At 55.9% G+C, this 17,434-nt stretch carries 17 protein-coding genes; 7 read left to right on the forward strand and 10 right to left on the reverse strand.

All coding sequences use genetic code 11. The features are described from left to right. Window positions 1–5: 5 nt before the first annotated feature. The 4 genes from nrdE to ACMYSN_RS20695 all read right to left on the reverse strand — a co-directional run bounded on the left by nrdE (window position 6) and on the right by ACMYSN_RS20695 (window position 3,388). Window positions 6–2,150, reverse strand: a complete 2,145-nt coding sequence (nrdE, locus tag ACMYSN_RS20680; RefSeq protein WP_462496009.1) for a class 1b ribonucleotide-diphosphate reductase subunit alpha — start codon at window positions 2,148–2,150, stop codon at window positions 6–8. Next, entirely contained in the window at window positions 2,132–2,533 is a 402-nt protein-coding gene (nrdI, locus tag ACMYSN_RS20685) for a class Ib ribonucleoside-diphosphate reductase assembly flavoprotein NrdI (RefSeq protein WP_123756821.1), read from the reverse strand. Before nrdI ends, nrdE begins: the two co-directional genes overlap by 19 nt. After that, window positions 2,530–2,772, reverse strand: a complete 243-nt coding sequence (nrdH, locus tag ACMYSN_RS20690) for a thioredoxin domain-containing protein (protein WP_462496010.1) — start codon at window positions 2,770–2,772, stop codon at window positions 2,530–2,532. The genes nrdI and nrdH overlap by 4 nt, the downstream gene beginning before the upstream one ends. A 184-nt stretch (window positions 2,773–2,956) precedes the next feature. Then, window positions 2,957–3,388, reverse strand: a complete 432-nt coding sequence (locus ACMYSN_RS20695) for a carboxymuconolactone decarboxylase family protein (protein WP_123756823.1) — start codon at window positions 3,386–3,388, stop codon at window positions 2,957–2,959. Window positions 3,389–3,477: 89 nt separating this feature from the next. On the opposite strand from ACMYSN_RS20695, the gene pdxR reads away from it, so the two are divergent. Then, window positions 3,478–4,833, forward strand: a complete 1,356-nt coding sequence (gene pdxR / locus ACMYSN_RS20700) for an aminotransferase-like domain-containing protein (RefSeq protein WP_462496011.1) — start codon at window positions 3,478–3,480, stop codon at window positions 4,831–4,833. Between the two features lie 619 nt (window positions 4,834–5,452). Here the strand turns inward: pdxR and ACMYSN_RS20705 are convergent. Next, window positions 5,453–5,779, reverse strand: coding sequence for a DUF883 family protein (locus ACMYSN_RS20705; RefSeq protein ID WP_123756826.1), 327 nt, complete (start codon window positions 5,777–5,779; stop codon window positions 5,453–5,455). Window positions 5,780–5,930: 151 nt separating this feature from the next. Between ACMYSN_RS20705 and ACMYSN_RS20710 the strand changes: the two genes are divergently transcribed. Then, window positions 5,931–6,293, forward strand: coding sequence for a YgaC family protein (locus ACMYSN_RS20710; protein ID WP_462496012.1), 363 nt, complete (start codon window positions 5,931–5,933; stop codon window positions 6,291–6,293). Between the two features lie 78 nt (window positions 6,294–6,371). On the opposite strand, the gene alaE is transcribed toward ACMYSN_RS20710, so the two are convergent. Next, a complete protein-coding gene (gene alaE / locus ACMYSN_RS20715; RefSeq protein ID WP_462496013.1) occupies window positions 6,372–6,821 on the reverse strand; it encodes an L-alanine exporter AlaE in 450 nt (149 codons plus the stop codon). A gap of 716 nt (window positions 6,822–7,537) precedes the next feature. Here alaE and stpA point away from each other — a divergent pair. Then, window positions 7,538–7,939, forward strand: coding sequence for a DNA-binding protein StpA (gene stpA / locus ACMYSN_RS20720; RefSeq protein ID WP_462496014.1), 402 nt, complete (start codon window positions 7,538–7,540; stop codon window positions 7,937–7,939). A 93-nt stretch (window positions 7,940–8,032) separates the two neighbouring features. Here the strand turns inward: stpA and ACMYSN_RS20725 are convergent, their stop codons facing one another. The 4 genes from ACMYSN_RS20725 to ACMYSN_RS20740 all read right to left on the reverse strand — a co-directional run bounded on the left by ACMYSN_RS20725 (window position 8,033) and on the right by ACMYSN_RS20740 (window position 10,986). Continuing rightward, a complete protein-coding gene (locus tag ACMYSN_RS20725; protein ID WP_462496015.1) occupies window positions 8,033–8,212 on the reverse strand; it encodes a hypothetical protein in 180 nt (59 codons plus the stop codon). Window positions 8,213–8,251: 39 nt separating this feature from the next. Further along, a complete protein-coding gene (locus tag ACMYSN_RS20730) occupies window positions 8,252–8,779 on the reverse strand; it encodes a rhodanese family protein (RefSeq protein ID WP_123756832.1) in 528 nt (175 codons plus the stop codon). 9 nt (window positions 8,780–8,788) lie between these two features. Continuing rightward, a complete protein-coding gene (locus tag ACMYSN_RS20735; RefSeq protein ID WP_123756833.1) occupies window positions 8,789–9,088 on the reverse strand; it encodes an ArsR/SmtB family transcription factor in 300 nt (99 codons plus the stop codon). Between the two features lie 98 nt (window positions 9,089–9,186). Then, window positions 9,187–10,986: a sigma-54-dependent Fis family transcriptional regulator gene (locus ACMYSN_RS20740; protein ID WP_462496016.1), complete on the reverse strand. Its 1,800-nt coding sequence runs from the start codon at window positions 10,984–10,986 to the stop codon at window positions 9,187–9,189. A gap of 250 nt (window positions 10,987–11,236) precedes the next feature. On the opposite strand from ACMYSN_RS20740, the gene exaC reads away from it, so the two are divergent. The 4 genes from exaC to ACMYSN_RS20760 all read left to right on the forward strand — a co-directional run bounded on the left by exaC (window position 11,237) and on the right by ACMYSN_RS20760 (window position 17,434). Beyond that, window positions 11,237–12,757, forward strand: a complete 1,521-nt coding sequence (exaC, locus tag ACMYSN_RS20745) for an acetaldehyde dehydrogenase ExaC (RefSeq protein WP_123756835.1) — start codon at window positions 11,237–11,239, stop codon at window positions 12,755–12,757. 745 nt (window positions 12,758–13,502) lie between these two features. After that, the gene (locus ACMYSN_RS20750) at window positions 13,503–14,099 is read left to right on the forward strand and encodes a fimbrial protein (protein WP_462496017.1); all 597 of its coding nucleotides are present in this window, start codon (window positions 13,503–13,505) and stop codon (window positions 14,097–14,099) included. Between the two features lie 99 nt (window positions 14,100–14,198). After that, the gene (locus ACMYSN_RS20755) at window positions 14,199–14,864 is read left to right on the forward strand and encodes a fimbrial biogenesis chaperone (RefSeq protein WP_462496018.1); all 666 of its coding nucleotides are present in this window, start codon (window positions 14,199–14,201) and stop codon (window positions 14,862–14,864) included. Window positions 14,865–14,980: 116 nt separating this feature from the next. Next, the gene (locus ACMYSN_RS20760) at window positions 14,981–17,434 is read left to right on the forward strand and encodes a fimbria/pilus outer membrane usher protein (protein WP_462498303.1); all 2,454 of its coding nucleotides are present in this window, start codon (window positions 14,981–14,983) and stop codon (window positions 17,432–17,434) included.

Below are 17,434 nucleotides of genomic sequence, written 5' to 3' on the forward strand. Positions count from 1 at the left end.
TCTCCTTATAGCGCGCAGGATACGCAGCCTTCGATTTCAGTGCCTTCCAGCGCCAGCTGGCGCAGGCGGATGTAATACAGCGTCTTGATGCCTTTTTTCCACGCGTAGATCTGCGCTTTGTTGATATCGCGAGTGGTGGCGGTATCGGGGAAAAAGAGCGTCAGCGACAGCCCCTGGTCGACGTGCCGCGTCGCTTCGGCATAGGTGTCGATAATCTTTTGCGGGCCAATTTCCCAGGCGTCCTGATAGAGCGCCAGATTTTCATTGGTCATAAACGGCGCGGGGTAATAAACCCGGCCGGTTTTGCCCTCTTTGCGGATCTCTATCTTTGAGACGATCGGGTGGATGCTCGAGGTCGCATGGTTGATATAGGAGATTGAGCCGGTCGGCGGCACCGCCTGCAAATTACGGTTGTAGATGCCATAGCGCATCACATCGTCACGCAGCTGCTGCCACATGGTGCGGTCGGGCAGCACGATGCCGGCACGGGCGAACAGGTTACGGACGGTGGCGGTTTTTGGCTGCCAGTCGCCCTGAAGATACTGCCCGAAGTATTCGCCACTGGCGTAACGCGATTGGGCAAACCCGGCAAAATGCTGACCGCGCTCGCGGGCCATCTGCATCGAAGTGTGCAGCGCGTGCCAGGTGACGGTATAGAAATAGAAGTTAGTAAAGTCCAGCCCTTCCGGACTGCCGTAGGCGATGCCTTCCCGGGCCAGGTAGCCATGCAGGTTCATCTGCCCAAGTCCGATGGCATGGGAAGCGGCATTGCCCGCCGCTACCGATGGCACCGAACGGATATCGCTCATATCTGACACCGCCGTCAGGCCACGAACCGCGACGGCGATGGTCCGGGCGAAATCCGGCGAGTCCATGGTGTGGGCGATGTTAAGCGACCCCAGATTACAGGAGATATCATGGCCCACGTGGGCGTAATCGAGGTTTTCATCAAAGGTTGACGGGGTGTTGACCTGCAAAATTTCCGAGCACAGGTTGCTCATGTTAATGCGCCCGGCAATCGGGTTGGCCCGGTTCACGGTATCTTCGAACATGATGTACGGGTAGCCAGACTCAAACTGGATCTCCGCCAGCCGCTGGAACAGATCCCGGGCGCGGATCCAGCGCTTGCTGACCCGCTCGTCGGCAACCAGCTCGGCGTACATCTCGCTGATGGCAATATCGCCAAACGGCTTGCTGTACAGACGCTCAACGTCATAAGGCGAGAACAGCGCCATCTGCGCATCCTCTTTCGCCAGCTGGAAGGTGATATCGGCGATCACCACGCCAAGGGACAAGGTTTTGATGCGGATTTTTTCGTCGGCGTTTTCCCGTTTGGTATCCAGAAAACGCAGAATATCCGGGTGATGGGCGTGCAGATAGACCGCTCCGGCTCCCTGGCGAGCGCCGAGCTGGTTGGCGTAGGAGAAAGCATCTTCCAGCATTTTCATCACCGGCACCACGCCGGAGGACTGGTTTTCAATACGCTTAATCGGCGCGCCGGCTTCACGCAGGTTGGAGAGCAAAAACGCCACGCCGCCGCCGCGTTTGGAGAGCTGCAGGGCTGAATTCACCGCCCGGCCAATCGACTCCATGTTGTCCTCAATGCGCAACAGAAAGCAGGACACCAGCTCGCCGCGCTGCTGTTTTCCGGCGTTGAGGAAGGTGGGCGTTGCCGGCTGGAAGCGCCCGCTGAGGATCTCCTCGGTCAACTGACGGGCGAGGTTTTCATCGCCTTGTGCCAGGTTCAAGGCGACCATGCAGGTCCGGTCGGCGAAATGTTCGAGATAGCGTTTGCCGTCGAAGGTCTTCAGCGTATAGCTGGTATAAAACTTCCACGCGCCGAGGAAGGTCTGAAAGCGGAAGCCATAACCCTGGGCCTCGGCAAACAGCGCCAGCACAAACTGGCGATCGTAGCGGGCCAGTACGCTGGCATCGTAATAGCCTTCGGCGATAAGCCACTCCAGCTTGTCGTTTTGCGAGGCGAAGCTGACCGTATTGGGCTGCACGTGGGTTGCCATAAAGGCGTCCACCGCCTGGCGGTCCTTGTCAAACGGAATGCGGCCGTTGCTGTCGTATAAATTCAGCATTGCATTGAGGGCATGGAAATCGGATGCCCCGGTCGTTTTCGCTTCTACGGTTGTCGTTGCCAAAATTCGCTCACTCCTTTACGCACGTTATCGACATCGGTTGGGGTGCCCATCAGCTCAAAACGATACAGGTACGGGACGCCACACTTTTGGGCGATGACATCGCCGGCCCGGCCGTAGGCATCGCCGAAGTTGCGGTTGCCTGCGGCAATCACGCCGCGTATCTGCTGGCGGTTATGGGGATCGTTGAGAAAGCGGATCGCCTGGCGGGGCACCGCGCCCGCCGTACCGCCGCCGCCATAGCTGGGGACAATAAGAATGTAGGGCTCGTCTACCTGGATGCGCTGGCGCTCGTTCAGCGGAATGCGCACCGCGGGCAGCCCCAGACGCTGGACGAACCGGTGCGTATTTTCGGAACTGCTGGAGAAGTAGACGATCAGGCTCATGCGCTGGCTACCGGTTGCGGGCGCAGGCGATTGATCATATCCGGGCGGAAGCCGGACCACTGGGTTTCACCGGCCATTACCACCGGCAGCTGGCGAAAACCCTGCTCGCGCAGCATATCGGCGGCATCAGGGTGATGCTCGACATTCACCATCTCGAAGGTGACGCCGCGGCTTTCCATCGCGCGCCTGGTGGCGTGGCACTGAACGCAGTCATCTTTAGTGTAAATAGTAATGCGCATGATTCGTATTTCCATTTATGATAGCAGAACGGCGCAAAAAGGCGTGACGTTCGGTATCGGTTAACTGTTTAGGAAATACTAGATGTAGTTATCTAAAAGTTCAACCACGCAATATATAGCGTTTTTAGATAAAGGTGTGCCCTCGCGTGTGGAACCCGCGAGGGTGGGGACGTTTGCTCTGAAATTACTGACGCATGCTGACGGCCAGGCGGTTAAAGGCGTTCATCAGGCTGATGGCGAAGGTCAAATCGCTGATCTGGCGCGCGCTGAAATGGTCCAGCAGCGGCAGGTAAACATCATCTTCCGCATGGCTGGTGGCGATATCAGTCACGGATTCCGCCCATGCCAGCGCCGCCTGTTCCGCGGCGCTGAAATGTCCGCTGACTCGCCAGCCTGCCAGCGCATCCAGCTTATTCTGCGCTACACCGGAGTGACGCAGCGCCTTACTGTGCATTTCCAGGCAGAAGGCACAGCCGTTAATTTGTGACACTCGCAGGTACACCAGCTCCACCAGGGTGCTGTCCAGTTCGCTTTTATCCAGCGCCATCTTGGCTTGCAGCAGACCGTTATAGACTTCCGGGCTCAGTTGATTGTAGGGCTGACGTAGTTGGCTCATGGTATTTTCCTCAATTAAGAACCGCTGCAAAATAGCACTATAATGGACTGCAAAAGATAGCCATATTGTAATCAAAAAAGCAGACCATAATGGACGTCAAAAAAGTACCGCACTATCAGCGCATTGCCCGCCAGCTCAAATCAGCGATTGAAGGTGGCGAACTGGCGCCCGGCAGTCGCCTGCCCGCCAGCCGGGTGTATGCCCAGGCTTTGGGTGTCTCCCGGGCCACCGTCGAGAATGCCTGGGGCGAGCTGGTGGCTCAGGGCTGGCTTGAGCGACGCGGGCAGGCCGGGACGTTTGTCAGCGACAGGCTAAGTCCGCAGCAGCAAGCTCCGGCGCGTGAGCCGCTCAGCAGTGAACCGACGGCGCCGCAGCCGTTTCAGATGGGTCTGCCGGCGCTGGATCTCTTTCCTCGCGGCCTGTGGGCGCGGGTGATGGGGCGACGACTGCGCACGCAAACGCGGTTTGATTTGGCGCCGGGCGATCCGTGCGGGGAGGCGATCCTCCGCCGCGCGATCGCCGATTATTTGCGGCTTTCCCGCAGTATTGAATGCCTGCCTGAACAGGTGCTGGTGACCGGGAGCTACGCCGCCTCGATGCAGTTGATCCTCCGCACTCTGGCGCAACCCGGCCAGCATATGTGGATGGAAGATCCCGGCTTTCCGTTGATTCGACCGGTGATTACCCGCCACGGGGTGATTATCGACCCGGTGGCGGTCGATGACGAAGGGATGGATGTGACCCAGGCGCAGCAAGACTACCCGGAAGCCCATTTCGCGCTATTGACGCCGGCACATCAGAGCCCGCTGGGCGTGGCGCTGTCGCTGAGCCGACGCCGGCAGCTGCTGGCCTGGGCGGCACAGCGCGATGCCTGGATCATCGAAGATGATTACGATAGTGAATTTCGCTATCAGGGGAAGCCGCTGCCGCCGCTGAAAAGCCTCGATGCCCCGCAGCGGGTGATTTACGCCGGTACCTTCAGCAAGTCGCTGTTCCCGGCGTTGCATGCTGCCTGGCTGGTGGTGCCGCTGCCGCAGGTGGCTGCTTTTCGCGAGCAGGCGCAGATGTTGAGCTGTAGCGTCCCGACGCTGTGGCAGCAGACGCTGGCCGATTTTATCCTTGAGGGGCATTTCTGGCGGCACCTGAAGAAGATGCGTGCCAGCTACGCCCAGCGTCGGCAGTGGCTGGAGTCGGCGCTGCAGCAGCAGGGGTTTGGCGTGGTGCCGCAACTGGGAGGGATCCAACTGGTGATAACGGTAAGCGGTGACGACCGGGTGCTGGCCCGCAAAGCGCAGCAGGCCGGGCTGGCGGCCCAGGCGTTAAGCGACTGGCGGATGGCAAGCCGCGGGGCGGGAGGGCTGTTGGTGAGTTTTACGAATGTGACGTCGATGGAGATGGCGACAGAGGTGGTGCGACGGCTCAGGCAGGCGCTGTCTTCTTCTTAGGGGTAACGCTGGTTATTGAGGCTCAGGAGGATTCAGGTAAACGGTGGTTTGCGCGAAAGTGGTTTATTGCATGGGCTCCGTGGACAATTCTGTTTGCTTTCGTGGAATGTTCCGTTCACGGTGAATCCAGTACTTTTCTCACACCCTCAGCGGGTGAACGGCATGGGGGGCGTTTCGCTCGCCCCCCATGACCCCCGGCATTGCGCTGAAAACGGCCGCTGAGCGGTATGCTCCACTCCGGCTTCATCTGGCGGACCGGGCCGGACTCGACATCCCTGTCTCGACCTGCCCTCTGACGGCCGTCCAGGCCGTCAGTCCTGGATGCGCGCCTGCGTTCCCGCCCGTTTTCTTGATGCGCCTTAACCCCGCGCTGCCATCCCGAGACTGTCCCGTCGCAATATCATGGCTGAAGGCTTTTTCAGCGACCAAAATGCAGGCATGGAATATAGCGACATGCTGCAAGGAGGTTGGAGCAGCTAAAAACCACTTTCCCGTGAACCACCCTCTGAAGACAATCATGCCCACATCGGATGGCAAGCAATCAGACAACAAAAAGCCCCTGCGGACCAGAGGCTCGCAGGGGCGGACGCGTATTTGTTATCTTCATTTATCGTTTATATTATCGACGCAAATTCAATAATACGCCAATAAATAACCCCACGGCGGCGGCGGCACCCACACTCTGCCAGGGTTTATCCCGCACGTAGGTATCGGCACAGCCTGCGGCATCGCGGGCAGCCTGCTGCACGCGGTTATTGCCATTCAGGCGGGCACGTGTCTCTTTCAGCAATGCCTGTGCTTTTTTCCGCGCGGCGTCTGCTTCATCTTTGGCATCGCTGCCCCATGATTTCAGCACTTCTTCCAGCGTATCCGCTAATTGGCTGACATCGCTATGAATATCCTCAGCGCTTTCATCGATATTGTTGCGGTTTGCTCGGTTCGCCATTGCGTTCTCCCTTAATTCCGTTGAGTGATTAAGTGTAGAACAAGATTTTGAATTATGCTGATAGTGTTCGGTTTCTGGAATTTTCCGAAAGCGTTATCAATGCTGAATAAGGTAAGGTTCAATGTGCGGTAAAAGATAATGAGGAATGAGTATGTATTTAAGACCCGATGAGGTGGCGCGCGTTCTTGAAAAGGCCGGCTTCACCATGGATGCGGTAACCCAAAAAGCGTATGGCTATCGCCGCGGTGATAATTATGTCTATGTGAACCGCGAAGCGCGCATGGGGCGCACGGCTTTAATTATTCACCCTGCGTTAAAAGAGCGCAGTAATTCGCTGGCGGAGCCCGCGTCGGATATCAAAACCTGCGATCATTATGAGCAGTTCCCGTTGTATTTGGCCGGGGAGGTGCAGCAGCATTATGGTATTCCACACGGGTTCAGTTCGCGAATGGCGCTTGAGCGCTTTATCAATGGGTTATATGGCGAAGTGACGCCAAGCCTGTCTCACAGCTAAGCTTAGAGCAGCAAGGGTGGGGATGTATCCGGGAAGCGACTGACAAGGGTCAGTCGCTGAGTCGTTGAACTGAAAGGATCAGGCCTTAATCTGTTGGTACGCGCTGACGCGGAACAGGCGGCGGCAGTAATCGAGAAAGTAACCGTAAACCGCCCCCATCATCATCGATACCGCAATGTTTGAACTCACTGCTGCCGCAATCTGATGCCAGTCCGCACCGACCACAAATAAAATCGCGACGTATACCGGTGACTGAAAGGTCACATATGCCACGACATCGGCAATATTCTTCATCCAGCCAGAGGGGCTGATATGGCGTGCCAGACGCATGGCGCGGTCACGATAAAAGCCATAAGGCACCGCAATAACAATGTTCACCGGAATGGCGACCAGTCGTGAGGAAAGCGACTGCTCAAAAGTCATTCCAGAGAGGAATATTTCGATCATCATGTTTACAACGGTGCAGTACACCACCATCGCAAAGGTGTCTGCTACCGCATGACGCAAGCGGGACTGAGCAGAGAACATCGGAGTGCTCCTCGAAAATGAAGTCTGTTACGCCACAAAATGTGTTCATTTGCAGCGTTTTGGGTTGTATCGTTTTGTGTGCGTAGATTATCTCTCTGCCTTAAAACTGGCAACTAGCTATAAATTTTTATTTGGTGGCGTTTTGTCGATAAAATACTCTGTAAGAGTTCGTTTTATGGGCGTTGCGCTACTTTTGTCCTGGGTTTGTATTTTTTGTATTAATATCAAATGGTTGTTTTTCTGCTGGCTGAAGGGGAGTTGCGCGTGCGAGGAGGCGAACGGCCCGGATGGCGCCTGATGTTACGTTTCAGTGTGATGGCTATCACTTTTGGAGTAATTATCTCGTTCTTGTCGTCATTTCTGGCATGGTATTCTGATTGTTAATTTTGATTTTCATTCTGATTTAAAGCATATTTATTCATTGTCAGACTGGAGCCGTATAACCCAGTCGCCGTATTGATGCTGATAACCTGCTGAGACGCCAGATAATATATCTACTGGTGCTATCAGTGTGGCTTTTTTATTCTATTCAGCCGGGTGACGTCATCCGCTTATTTTTTAATTTGGTAATAATCCCTGCCATTTAAAATTGAATTGAGCGAGTGTCTTCGGGATATATTTATTCACAGGGATTAAAGGTGGTAATAAATAGCCCAATATATTAAAGTGTCCCGGTAGTATTGTCTTATTTGAAATTTAGGATTGTTTAGTAATTTATGTCTTTAATGTTACAGAAATTGAATAATATCCGTTCGCTGCGGGCGATGTCGCGTGAATTCTCCATTGACGTGCTTGAAGAAATGCTTGAAAAACTCAGGGTCGTCACTGAAGAAAAACGGGCAGAGCAGCTGGCTGCCAGCGAGCAACACGCTGAATACCAGGAAAAAGTACAGACCTGGCTGGAGCTGATGATCGCCGACGGTATTACCCCTGACGAACTGGTTTCACTGGATGCCGCTCCCCATCAAGGCAGCAAAAAACGTCAGCCGCGTCCGGAAAAATATCGTTTTACCGACCTCAATGGCGAGCAGAAAACATGGACTGGTCAGGGACGTATGCCGAAGCCGATTGCTAACGCCATCGCCGCAGGTGAAACCCTGGAAAGTTTTCTGATCTAATCGTTATGGCTAACGACGTTCGACCGGCGATAAACGCGGGTGGGATGGGATCGGAACCAGCAGAAATAACGGTGGGGTGACCCACCGTTAATATTAACAAACGCCAAAATCACCGTCTTCGGTATAAGGCGAAACGTCAGCAGGTTTCAGCGTATATTGCTCGCCCTGTTCGTTACTGGCCTGTACGGCAACGATATGCTCTTCGTTGACGGCTACAATTTTCAGTTTTGGCCCGCCCATACGTGGCTGTACCAGATCACCCACTGAATACATCGCTTTCTCCTCATCTGTCGATCAATATTGTGCTCAGGTTCACTGCGCACGTCGGTTCCATGGCATCACGGCCAGCAGACGCGCCATCCCGCAAAAACCGGTCAGACCGGCCAGAGTTAACCCGGCCCCGACGAACGCGCTGAGCAGGAAAAATCCGCTACTCACGCTATATCCTAGCACTACCCCCAGCAAAATGAGTCCGCCAGCGGCGATTTGTACCTGGCGCATCAGCGGCAGAGGCTGAGTTTTGTCTTCTATGACCGGCAGACCTGCCGCTTTCCACGCCTGAATACCGCCGCTCATCAGCTTGACCTGCGCGGGGGCCGCGGCGGCGACCAGTCGAATGGCGTTATTTTGCGTCCGCGAGCCCGCCTGGCAATGGAAGATAACCGTGTCGTCCGCCGTAGTACGCAGCGTGGCGCCGTTGGTGAGCGTCGCCAGCGGTACCAGTTCGGCATCAGGAATATGCTCGCGGGCATATTCATCGGCATCGCGAATATCGATTAATCTGGCGCCTTGTGCAATCTGAGCCCGGACGTCTTCGGGGGAAAGGGTGGCGATAGTCATGGTTGTTCCTTAAGGGCAATAGAGGGTCTTCAGCGTGGAGATAATTTGCTGAACCGCAGGATGAGTGATGAAGTAATGGATACGCTGCGCCTCACGCTCGCAGCCGATGAGGCCTTCTTCGCGCATGCGTGCCAGATGTTGCGAAGTGGCTGAAGGACTCAGGCCGGTGATGCGGGCCAGTTCGCCGGCGCTGGCGCGCGGCGTTTCGCAGAGCATGCAGAGGATCACCAGCCGCTTGGGGTGGCTCATCGCTTTGAGCAGAGCGGCGGCCTCGCCGGCGGCTGACTGTAACTGTTCGGGTGTATTCATCTATTTTAGCTTTTTCTAAATTTAGATAATTCTAAAATAAACAAACGCACGACGCCAGTGAGAAAGTGCGGTCGCGGGGCAACCCGCCCCGCAGCGGGTTAATTTTTTCCGTGACGTGCCGCGCGGCGATAGAGCGTGCTGCGGGCAACGCCCAGCGCCTGCGCCGCTTTACTGACGTTGCCGTTGAAGGTGCTTAGCGTCTGGGCGATCAGCTGAGCATCGTGCTGCTGAAGCCCACGCGATGGCAGCGGCGGTGGTGCAGTCTGGTACTCGGCGGGCAGATCCGCCACCGTCAGTTCATCTCCCTCGTCAGCCAGCGCCAGCAGCACCTTCATCAGGCTCTGCAACTGGCGGACGTTACCCGGCCAGGGGAGGCACGCCAGATGCGTCAGCAACGGCGGTGAGAGTTGCACATGGCGGGCCGTGGCGCCGAGGTCGTGCCAGAGCTGCTGGATAAAGGCCGGCAGCATCGTCCACTCGCGCAAAGGGGGAATGGTGAGGGCAAATTCGCGCAGGCGATACAGCAGGTCTTCGCGGAAGGTCCCTTCGGTCACGTGCTGCGCCAGGTTGCGGTGGGTGGCGCAAATCACCGCAAAGCTAACCGCAGCGCTACGGCTGGCGCCGAGCGGAGTCACCTCTTTTTCTTGCAGCACCCGCAGCAGGCGGGTCTGGAGCAACATCGGCATATCGCCAATCTCATCGAGGAACAGCACCCCGCCGTCGGCCTCGCGGATTTTACCGATATAGCCGTTTTTACTGGCGCCGGTAAAGGCCCCCGGCTGGTAGCCAAACAATTCAGATTCAATCAGCGATTCGGGAATGGCGGCGCAGTTGATGGCGACGAATTTACCGTTGCGCCAGCGGCTATGCTGGTGCAGCGTCCGGCTGACGAACTCTTTCCCGCATCCTGTTTCCCCTTCAATGCATAACGCAATACCGGCATTCAGCAGACGTAACAGCTTTTCCCCTTCCTGCGGGCTGGTGAATGGCAGCTGGAGAGGCTCAGGCTCAGGTGCCGGGGTCGGGGCCACCACCGCCACGCTGCTGCGGGCCGGGGCGCGTAAACGGTAATAACAGGTGTGTTGCTGCAGGGTGACCGGCAACGGGATGCTCACGGCGGTTTGCGTCAGCTGCGGGAACAGCTGCTGGAAGGTGACCTGCCCGAACTGCTCGGGATCGAGGCCCAGATCGCGCATCGCCAGGCGATTGCCGGCGGTCAGTACGTTATCGGAGAAGACCAGCAGCAGCTCTTCGACGCTGTCGAGCTTGTGGGGATCGGCATGCAGGCTCATCAGCCACTGCTGCGGGTGCAGGCTCTGCTTAACCCACAGGTACTCAATCTGTTTAGCCGCCGCTTTTACCCACGCCAGGGTATGCGGATGAGGCACCTGGGCCGGGCCGGAAATATCCAGCACCCCGGCTATTTTTCCGTCGGGGCTCTGCACCGGCATGGCGGCACAATAGAGGTCCTGGTTGCTGGTGAGAAAGTGCTGGCGACCATCGATTTCACAACTGTCGTCGATGGCCAGCGCGGTGCCGATGGCGTTAGTCCCGCGACCGCTTTCACTCCACAGATTCCCCGGTGCAAGGGCGAAGCTCTGCGCTTTCTCCATGGCGTGCAGGTTGCCGAAGGTTTGCAGCACCAGGCCGCTGGCGTCAGAGAGGATCACCACCGACTGCAGGTCAGCCACTTTTCGCGACAGCGTGTTCACCACCGGCTGAGTGAGCTGCTGTAGCCGGGTATGGCTGGCCAGCACATCCGCCAGCTCGTTGGATCGCAGCCGCGGAAAATCATCCGTCGTCGGCTCCAGACCATACTGCTGGCTACGAAACCAGGAATCGCTGAGCAACGGGTTGGTTTTCGCCTCGGGGTCGAGGGTAAACGAATTGCCTTGCACGGAGCACCTCATGGCCGTTTAAGTGATGTTGCAATATTGTAGCTTTATGGTTTCTCATGTGTTGCGATTTGCGACACAGAAGCAGAAATCAGTGCGACACCCGCCGAAGGTATTCGTGTAACTCAATGAATAACATTATGATTTTATCGCCATAAAACTCTGGCATAACCCCTGCATTACTCCTCATGCAGCAGGCAACAGCACAAAACCAATACGCCGCTGCGCCTCAACCCTACAGAAGGAGATTGCGATGCGTTATGCACATCCTGGCAAGCCGGGCGCCTTAGTGTCATTTAAGTCCGCTTACGGTAACTATATAGACGGCAAATTTGTCGAGCCGATCGGTGGCGAATTCTTTATGAATACCTCGCCGGTGGACGGGAGCGACATTGCACAATTCCCCCGCTCGGATGCCAAAGATATCGACTTTGCACTCGATGCCGCGCACCGCGCCGCAGAGGCCTGGGGCAAAACCTCGGTCCAGCAGCGTTCGAATCTGCTGCTGCAGGTGGCCGATCGCATCCAGCAAAACCTCGAGTATCTGGCGATTGCCGAGAGCTGGGACAACGGTAAGCCGGTGCGCGAAACCCTGAATGCCGACCTGCCGCTGGCGGTCGATCACTTCCGCTATTTTGCTGGCTGCCTGCGCGCGCAGGAGGGGAGCACCGCGGAGATCGATGAAACGACCGTGGCCTACCATTTCCATGAGCCACTGGGGGTGGTCGGGCAAATTATTCCGTGGAACTTCCCGCTGCTGATGGCGGCATGGAAGCTGGCGCCAGCGCTGGCGGCCGGTAACTGCGTGGTCCTCAAACCGGCAGAGCAAACGCCGCTGAGCATCACCCTGCTGATGGAGTTGATTGGCGATATCTTCCCGGCGGGCGTGCTGAACGTGGTGCAGGGCTTCGGTAAAGAAGCCGGTGAAGCGCTGGCGACCAGCAAGCGCATTGCCAAGATCGCCTTTACCGGCTCCACTCCGGTCGGGCGGCATATTCTGGCCTGCGCGGCGGAGAATATTATTCCGTGCACCGTTGAACTGGGCGGCAAGTCGCCGAATATCTACTTCGCCGACGTGATGGATGGCGAAGAAGAGTTTATTGAGAAGGCGGTGGAAGGGCTGGTTCTGGGCTTCTTTAACCAGGGCGAAGTCTGTACCTGTCCGTCGCGGGCGCTGATCCATGAATCGATCTACGAGCCGTTTATGGAGCGGGTGATGGCCAAAGTGGCGCAGATCCGTCGCGGCGACCCCTTTGACACCGATACAATGATTGGCGCGCAGGCATCACGTCAGCAGTTCGATAAGATCCTGTCGTACATCAAGATTGCCCGTGACGAGGGCGGCCAGATCCTGACAGGTGGCGAGCGCGCCAGCATTGCCGCCGAGCTGGACAATGGCTACTACATCCAGCCGACCCTGATTAAGGGGCGCAATGAGATGCGCAGCTTCCAGGAAGAAATTTTTGGCCCGGTAATTGGCGTGACCACCTTTAAAGATGAAGCGGAAGCGCTGGCCATCGCTAACCAGACCCAGTTTGGCCTCGGCGCCGGCGTCTGGACCCGGGACACCAATCTGGCCTACCGCATGGGTCGCGGGATCAAGGCTGGTCGCGTCTGGACCAACTGCTATCACGTCTATCCGGCGCATGCGGCGTTCGGCGGGTACAAGCAGTCAGGGGTTGGCCGCGAAACTCACAAAATGGCGCTTGAAGCCTATCAGCAGACCAAAAACCTGCTGGTGAGCTACGGTACCGCGCCGTTAGGACTGTTTTAATTGAGAATTTAACCGCGCATTTACCCACCTGATGTTCGATACAACCCGTCACCGGCGTTTGCCGTGGCGGGTTTTTTTATGGTGCACATGTACTGTTATTTGTCATTCAGATATCGGCTTGGGATTAATCACAATGAAATAACATTAGTTGCCGTGTGTGAAATTCATTCAACTAAAGCTTTCATTTGAAATATGAAATGTCAGGATAGTTATAAGAGGTATTTATTAGTGCAATTATGATTACCAATGTGACAAATATAAGCGGGTGGTCGTGACTAAGAATAATCTTAAAACAGCAGTTGTCCCTTGCGGGCTCACAGAAATAACACAGCAGAACAGGGCATCTTTTTGTTGGTGTTGTTAACTGACGAGGTGATTTGTTTCATTACCCTGTTATGCTGTTGAGTTTTTTGGGTTGTAAAATTAACAATTCTGGTGAGCTATAGGCTTTTTATTTCATTGGTAAAGTAAAACATCATTTCATTAACATAACAAAATATTGCGTTTTATTTATCGCAAGAATAGTATTTCTCTTAATATTAAATGCCTGGTGTTATTTTTCCTGTTCGCGGTTTATTTCGCCATTCTGGTGCAATAAATTGAACGGGACCTGTTGTCGAGCGTTTAATATCCCGCTGATGGAACGCGCATATTCTTAACATGGAGAAATGGAAAGCAGAGTTGCTCAAACATACTGTTTCTGAGCTGTATCTGTCATAAAGATCTGTTAGCAATGAGATAAAAAATGAAAACCAAGTTTTGTATTATGGCAACGATGGTTGGTGCTCTGGTATCCGGCGTTGTAATGGCAAGTCCCGCACAACCTGCACGTTCCGCAATGACCGTCAACCCGGGCTCAAACAGCGGTACGCAAGGTACGGGTGGTCAGGTCGAGTTCACCGGCTCCATTACCGACACCTCTTGTAACATCGAGAGCACCAGCGCCAGTCAGGTCGTCGACCTGGGCAAGTGGGCGAGCAGCTACTTTGCTGGCGCCGGCTCCGAAACCACCAAAACCGCCTTCCATATTAAAGTCAAAGATTGCCCGACCTCGGTCACCAAAGTCTCGGTGCTGTTCGATGGCTCCCGGGATACCAACAACAGCGACCTGCTGGCGGTGAACGGCGGCGCGCAGGGTGTGGCGATCAAACTGTACGAAGATGACAAATCCACGCCGATTAATCTCGGCACCGTCTCTCGTGACCAGAACGTGGTTGCCGGGACCAGCGGCGCCAGCACCGGTACGGCCGATCTGCAATTCTTTGCCGATTATATCTCCACCAGTGCGGTGACCGCCGGTGCGGCAAACGGAACCGCTAACTTCAATATGGTGTACAACTAAGAAAGCAATGAGCAGGAATACCTGCTCATTTTCTTTTTGTATTTGGCTGTTTGTTATGTTTTGCGGTTGTATTTAAACCGTTATTTGATGATTGTGACGATGAAATATACTCTGGCTGGCATCACCGCTGCTTTTATTCTGTTGGTCTGCACCACGGCTCAGGCCGGTATTGTGATGGGAGGGACGCGGGTTATTTATCCAGAAGGAAAGCGCGAAGCCTCACTGTCCGTGACGAATGCCGATACCCATTCTCCTTATCTGGTGCAGTCGTGGGTGGAAAACTATGCGGCAAAAGATACCAGCCCGGTGCCTTTTATTGTGACGCCGCCGTTATTTCGCCTCGACCCTGAACAAGAAAACGTATTGCGAATTAATTTCATTGGCAAAACGCTGCCCCGCGATCGCGAATCGGTATTTTGGTTAAATGTGAAAAGTATTTCCCCGACGCAGCAAGGGGACACCAATAAATTACAGGTCAATATTAAGTCGAAGTTTAAAATTTTCTATCGGCCAAAGGGCCTGGCGGGCGATCCGGCTAAAGCCTGGCAATCGTTGATTTTTAAAGTTATCGGTAACCGGCTGGTGGCGCAGAACCCGACGCCATACTTTGTCTCCTTTTTTACGATTTCGGTGGGTGGCAAAGCGATCGAAGAACCGGGAATGATTGCCCCGTTAGCCAGCAAAACGTGGCCGGTTAGCGGTTCCGGAGTCGTGAAATGGCGCGCCATTAATGATTTTGGCGGGATTACGGATTACGCCCAGTAGTAATTTTTGCGCTTAGCATCGCCAGGTCAGCTATTGTGAAAAAAAGATCCCTTGTTACCGTTCACGGCGATGCTGTGAAGGCGTCCCCGTGTGGGGATGCCCGGCTCATCGCCAGCGTGCCGCTGCTGTGTTTGTTGTGCCACAGCGCGCTGGTTTGGGCCGATGATTATTTCGACCCCGCGGCCCTCGAGTTTGCCAATCCACAGCAAAAAATGGCGGACTTACACTATTTCGCCAAATCCGGCGGGCAGCAGCCCGGTACCTATCCGGTGAGTATCTGGGTCAACAATCAGGAAATTGGCCAGGGGTCGGTCACCTTTGTCGAAGACCACGGGGCCTTGCAACCGGTATTGACCCCGGCGCAGCTGGCCGATTTCGGGGTCAACGTCAGCGCTTTCTCATCCTTTAACACCTTGCATGACGGTGAGACCTTCATCCGGATTGAACACTACATTCCGAATGCCAGCAGCCAGTTTGATTTCGCCACCCAGCGGCTGAATTTAAGCATTCCGCAGGCGGCGATGAACACCCAGAGTCGCGGCTATGTCGACCCGTCACGTTGGGATGAGGGCGTGCCGGCGGCGTTCGTTAACTATAACCTGACCGGGGCGCAGACCCGGCAGTCTGATGAACAAAGCCGCTCCAGCTATCTGAATTTACGCAGCGGGGCTAATTTTGGCGCCTGGCGACTTCGCAATATCTCCTCAATGCAGTATGACCAGCATTACCGCTGGCATTCACAAAGTACCTATGTGCAGCGTGACGTGGCGCCGCTCAAAAGCTTGCTGCGCATGGGCGATACCTTCACGACCGGCGAAGTCTTCGATAGCGTGCCGTTTCGTGGCGTGCAACTGATGTCCGATGACGAAATGCTGCCGGACAGCCAGCGCGGCTTTGCCCCGGTGATCCGCGGGATGGCGCACAGCAACGCCAGAGTGACGGTGCTGCAGCATGGTTATGTGATCTACGAAACCTTCGTCTCGCCGGGGGCCTTTGCGATTAAAGACCTCTACCCGACGGCACAAAGCGGCGACCTTGAAGTGCAGGTGAAAGAGAGCGATGGCTCGGTACGCTCGTTTACCCAACCCTATTCCGCGGTGCCGTTTATGCTGCGGGAAGGGCGGGCCAAATTCAGCCTCAGCGGCGGGCGCTATCACTCCGACCACAACGACGTCCGTTCACCGGAGTTTATTCAGGGCACGCTGTTCTATGGGCTGCCCGCGTCGGTCACCCTGTACGGCGGCACACAGCTGGCGCAGGATTATCAGGCCTGGGCGATGGGTATCGGGCGCGGCTTTGGCGAACTGGGATCGCTCGGCGGCGACCTGACCTGGGCCAACACCGCCACGCCGTCAGATAAACATTTTGCCGGCCATTCGTTCCGCGTGCAGTACCAGAAAGATTTTGCCCGCACCGGAACCTCGTTCAGCCTCGCCAGCTATCGTTACTCCTCGAGCGGCTATTACGACTTCAGCGAAGCGAATGCGCTCGAAAGCCAGAGCCAGATGGTCGATAACAAACGCAGCCGGGAAGAGCTCTCTATTGCCCAGTCCTTTGGTACCGCCAGCAGCCTGGCGTTGTCCGCCTACTCGCAGGATTACTGGCACAGCAACAGCCGCGATGAAACGATACATCTCGGTTTTTATAGCGCCTGGAAAGGTATCTCCTGGGGCGTCGGTTACTACTACACCCAATCCTCCGACCGGGAGCGCGCGGACCGTTCCTGGTCATTTAACCTGAATATCCCACTCAGCGGCTGGCTGGCGGAAAGCTCAGTGAGCTACAGCACCACCTCCGACAACAATGGTCACTCCTCGCAGCAGGTTTCAATGTACGGCGTGATGCCGCACAGCCAGAACCTCTATTACTCGGTGCAGCAAGGCTACGCCAACGCCGGGCAGGGGAGTAACAGCAGCGCCGCGCTGGATTACCACGGTGGCTACGGCAGCGCCCAGCTGGGCTATCGCCATGACAGTGAAAGCAATCAGCTGACCTGGGGCGCTTCCGGTTCTATCGTGGCGCACCCCCATGGCGTCACGTTGGGGCAACCTGTCGGCGACAGCTTTGCCATCGTGCGGGCGCCAGGAGCTGCGGATGTGGCGATTCAGAACGGCAGCAACGTCCACACCGACGGGCGTGGCTATGCGGTCGTGCCGACGTTAACGGTCTATCGCAAAAACACCATCACCCTGGATACCGAATCGATGACCAACGACACCGATGTCGAACTACAGGGACAGACGGTGATCCCCGGCGGTGGCGCGGTGGTGATGGCGAACTACCAGACGCACATCGGCAATCGTGTACTGTTCACCCTGCGCAATCACGACGGGGCGATCCCGTTTGGCGCCAGCGTCCAGCTGCGCCAGGAACAGGACGACATGGGTGCGGCGCCGCAGGGGATGGTCGCCGATAGCGGCCAGGTGTACCTCAGTGGTATCCCTGATCAAGGCACGCTTGAAGCGAGCTGGACCCAGGACAACCTCGCGCGGAAATGCACCCTGCATTTCCATCTTTCCAGTGAACAACAGCAGAACAGCGTAAAAACCTTCAGCGGTTTTTGCCAGTGA

The sequence above is a fragment of the Klebsiella sp. R445 genome, assembly GCF_051131755.1.
Taxonomy (GTDB): Bacteria; Pseudomonadota; Gammaproteobacteria; order Enterobacterales; family Enterobacteriaceae; genus Klebsiella; species Klebsiella lignicola.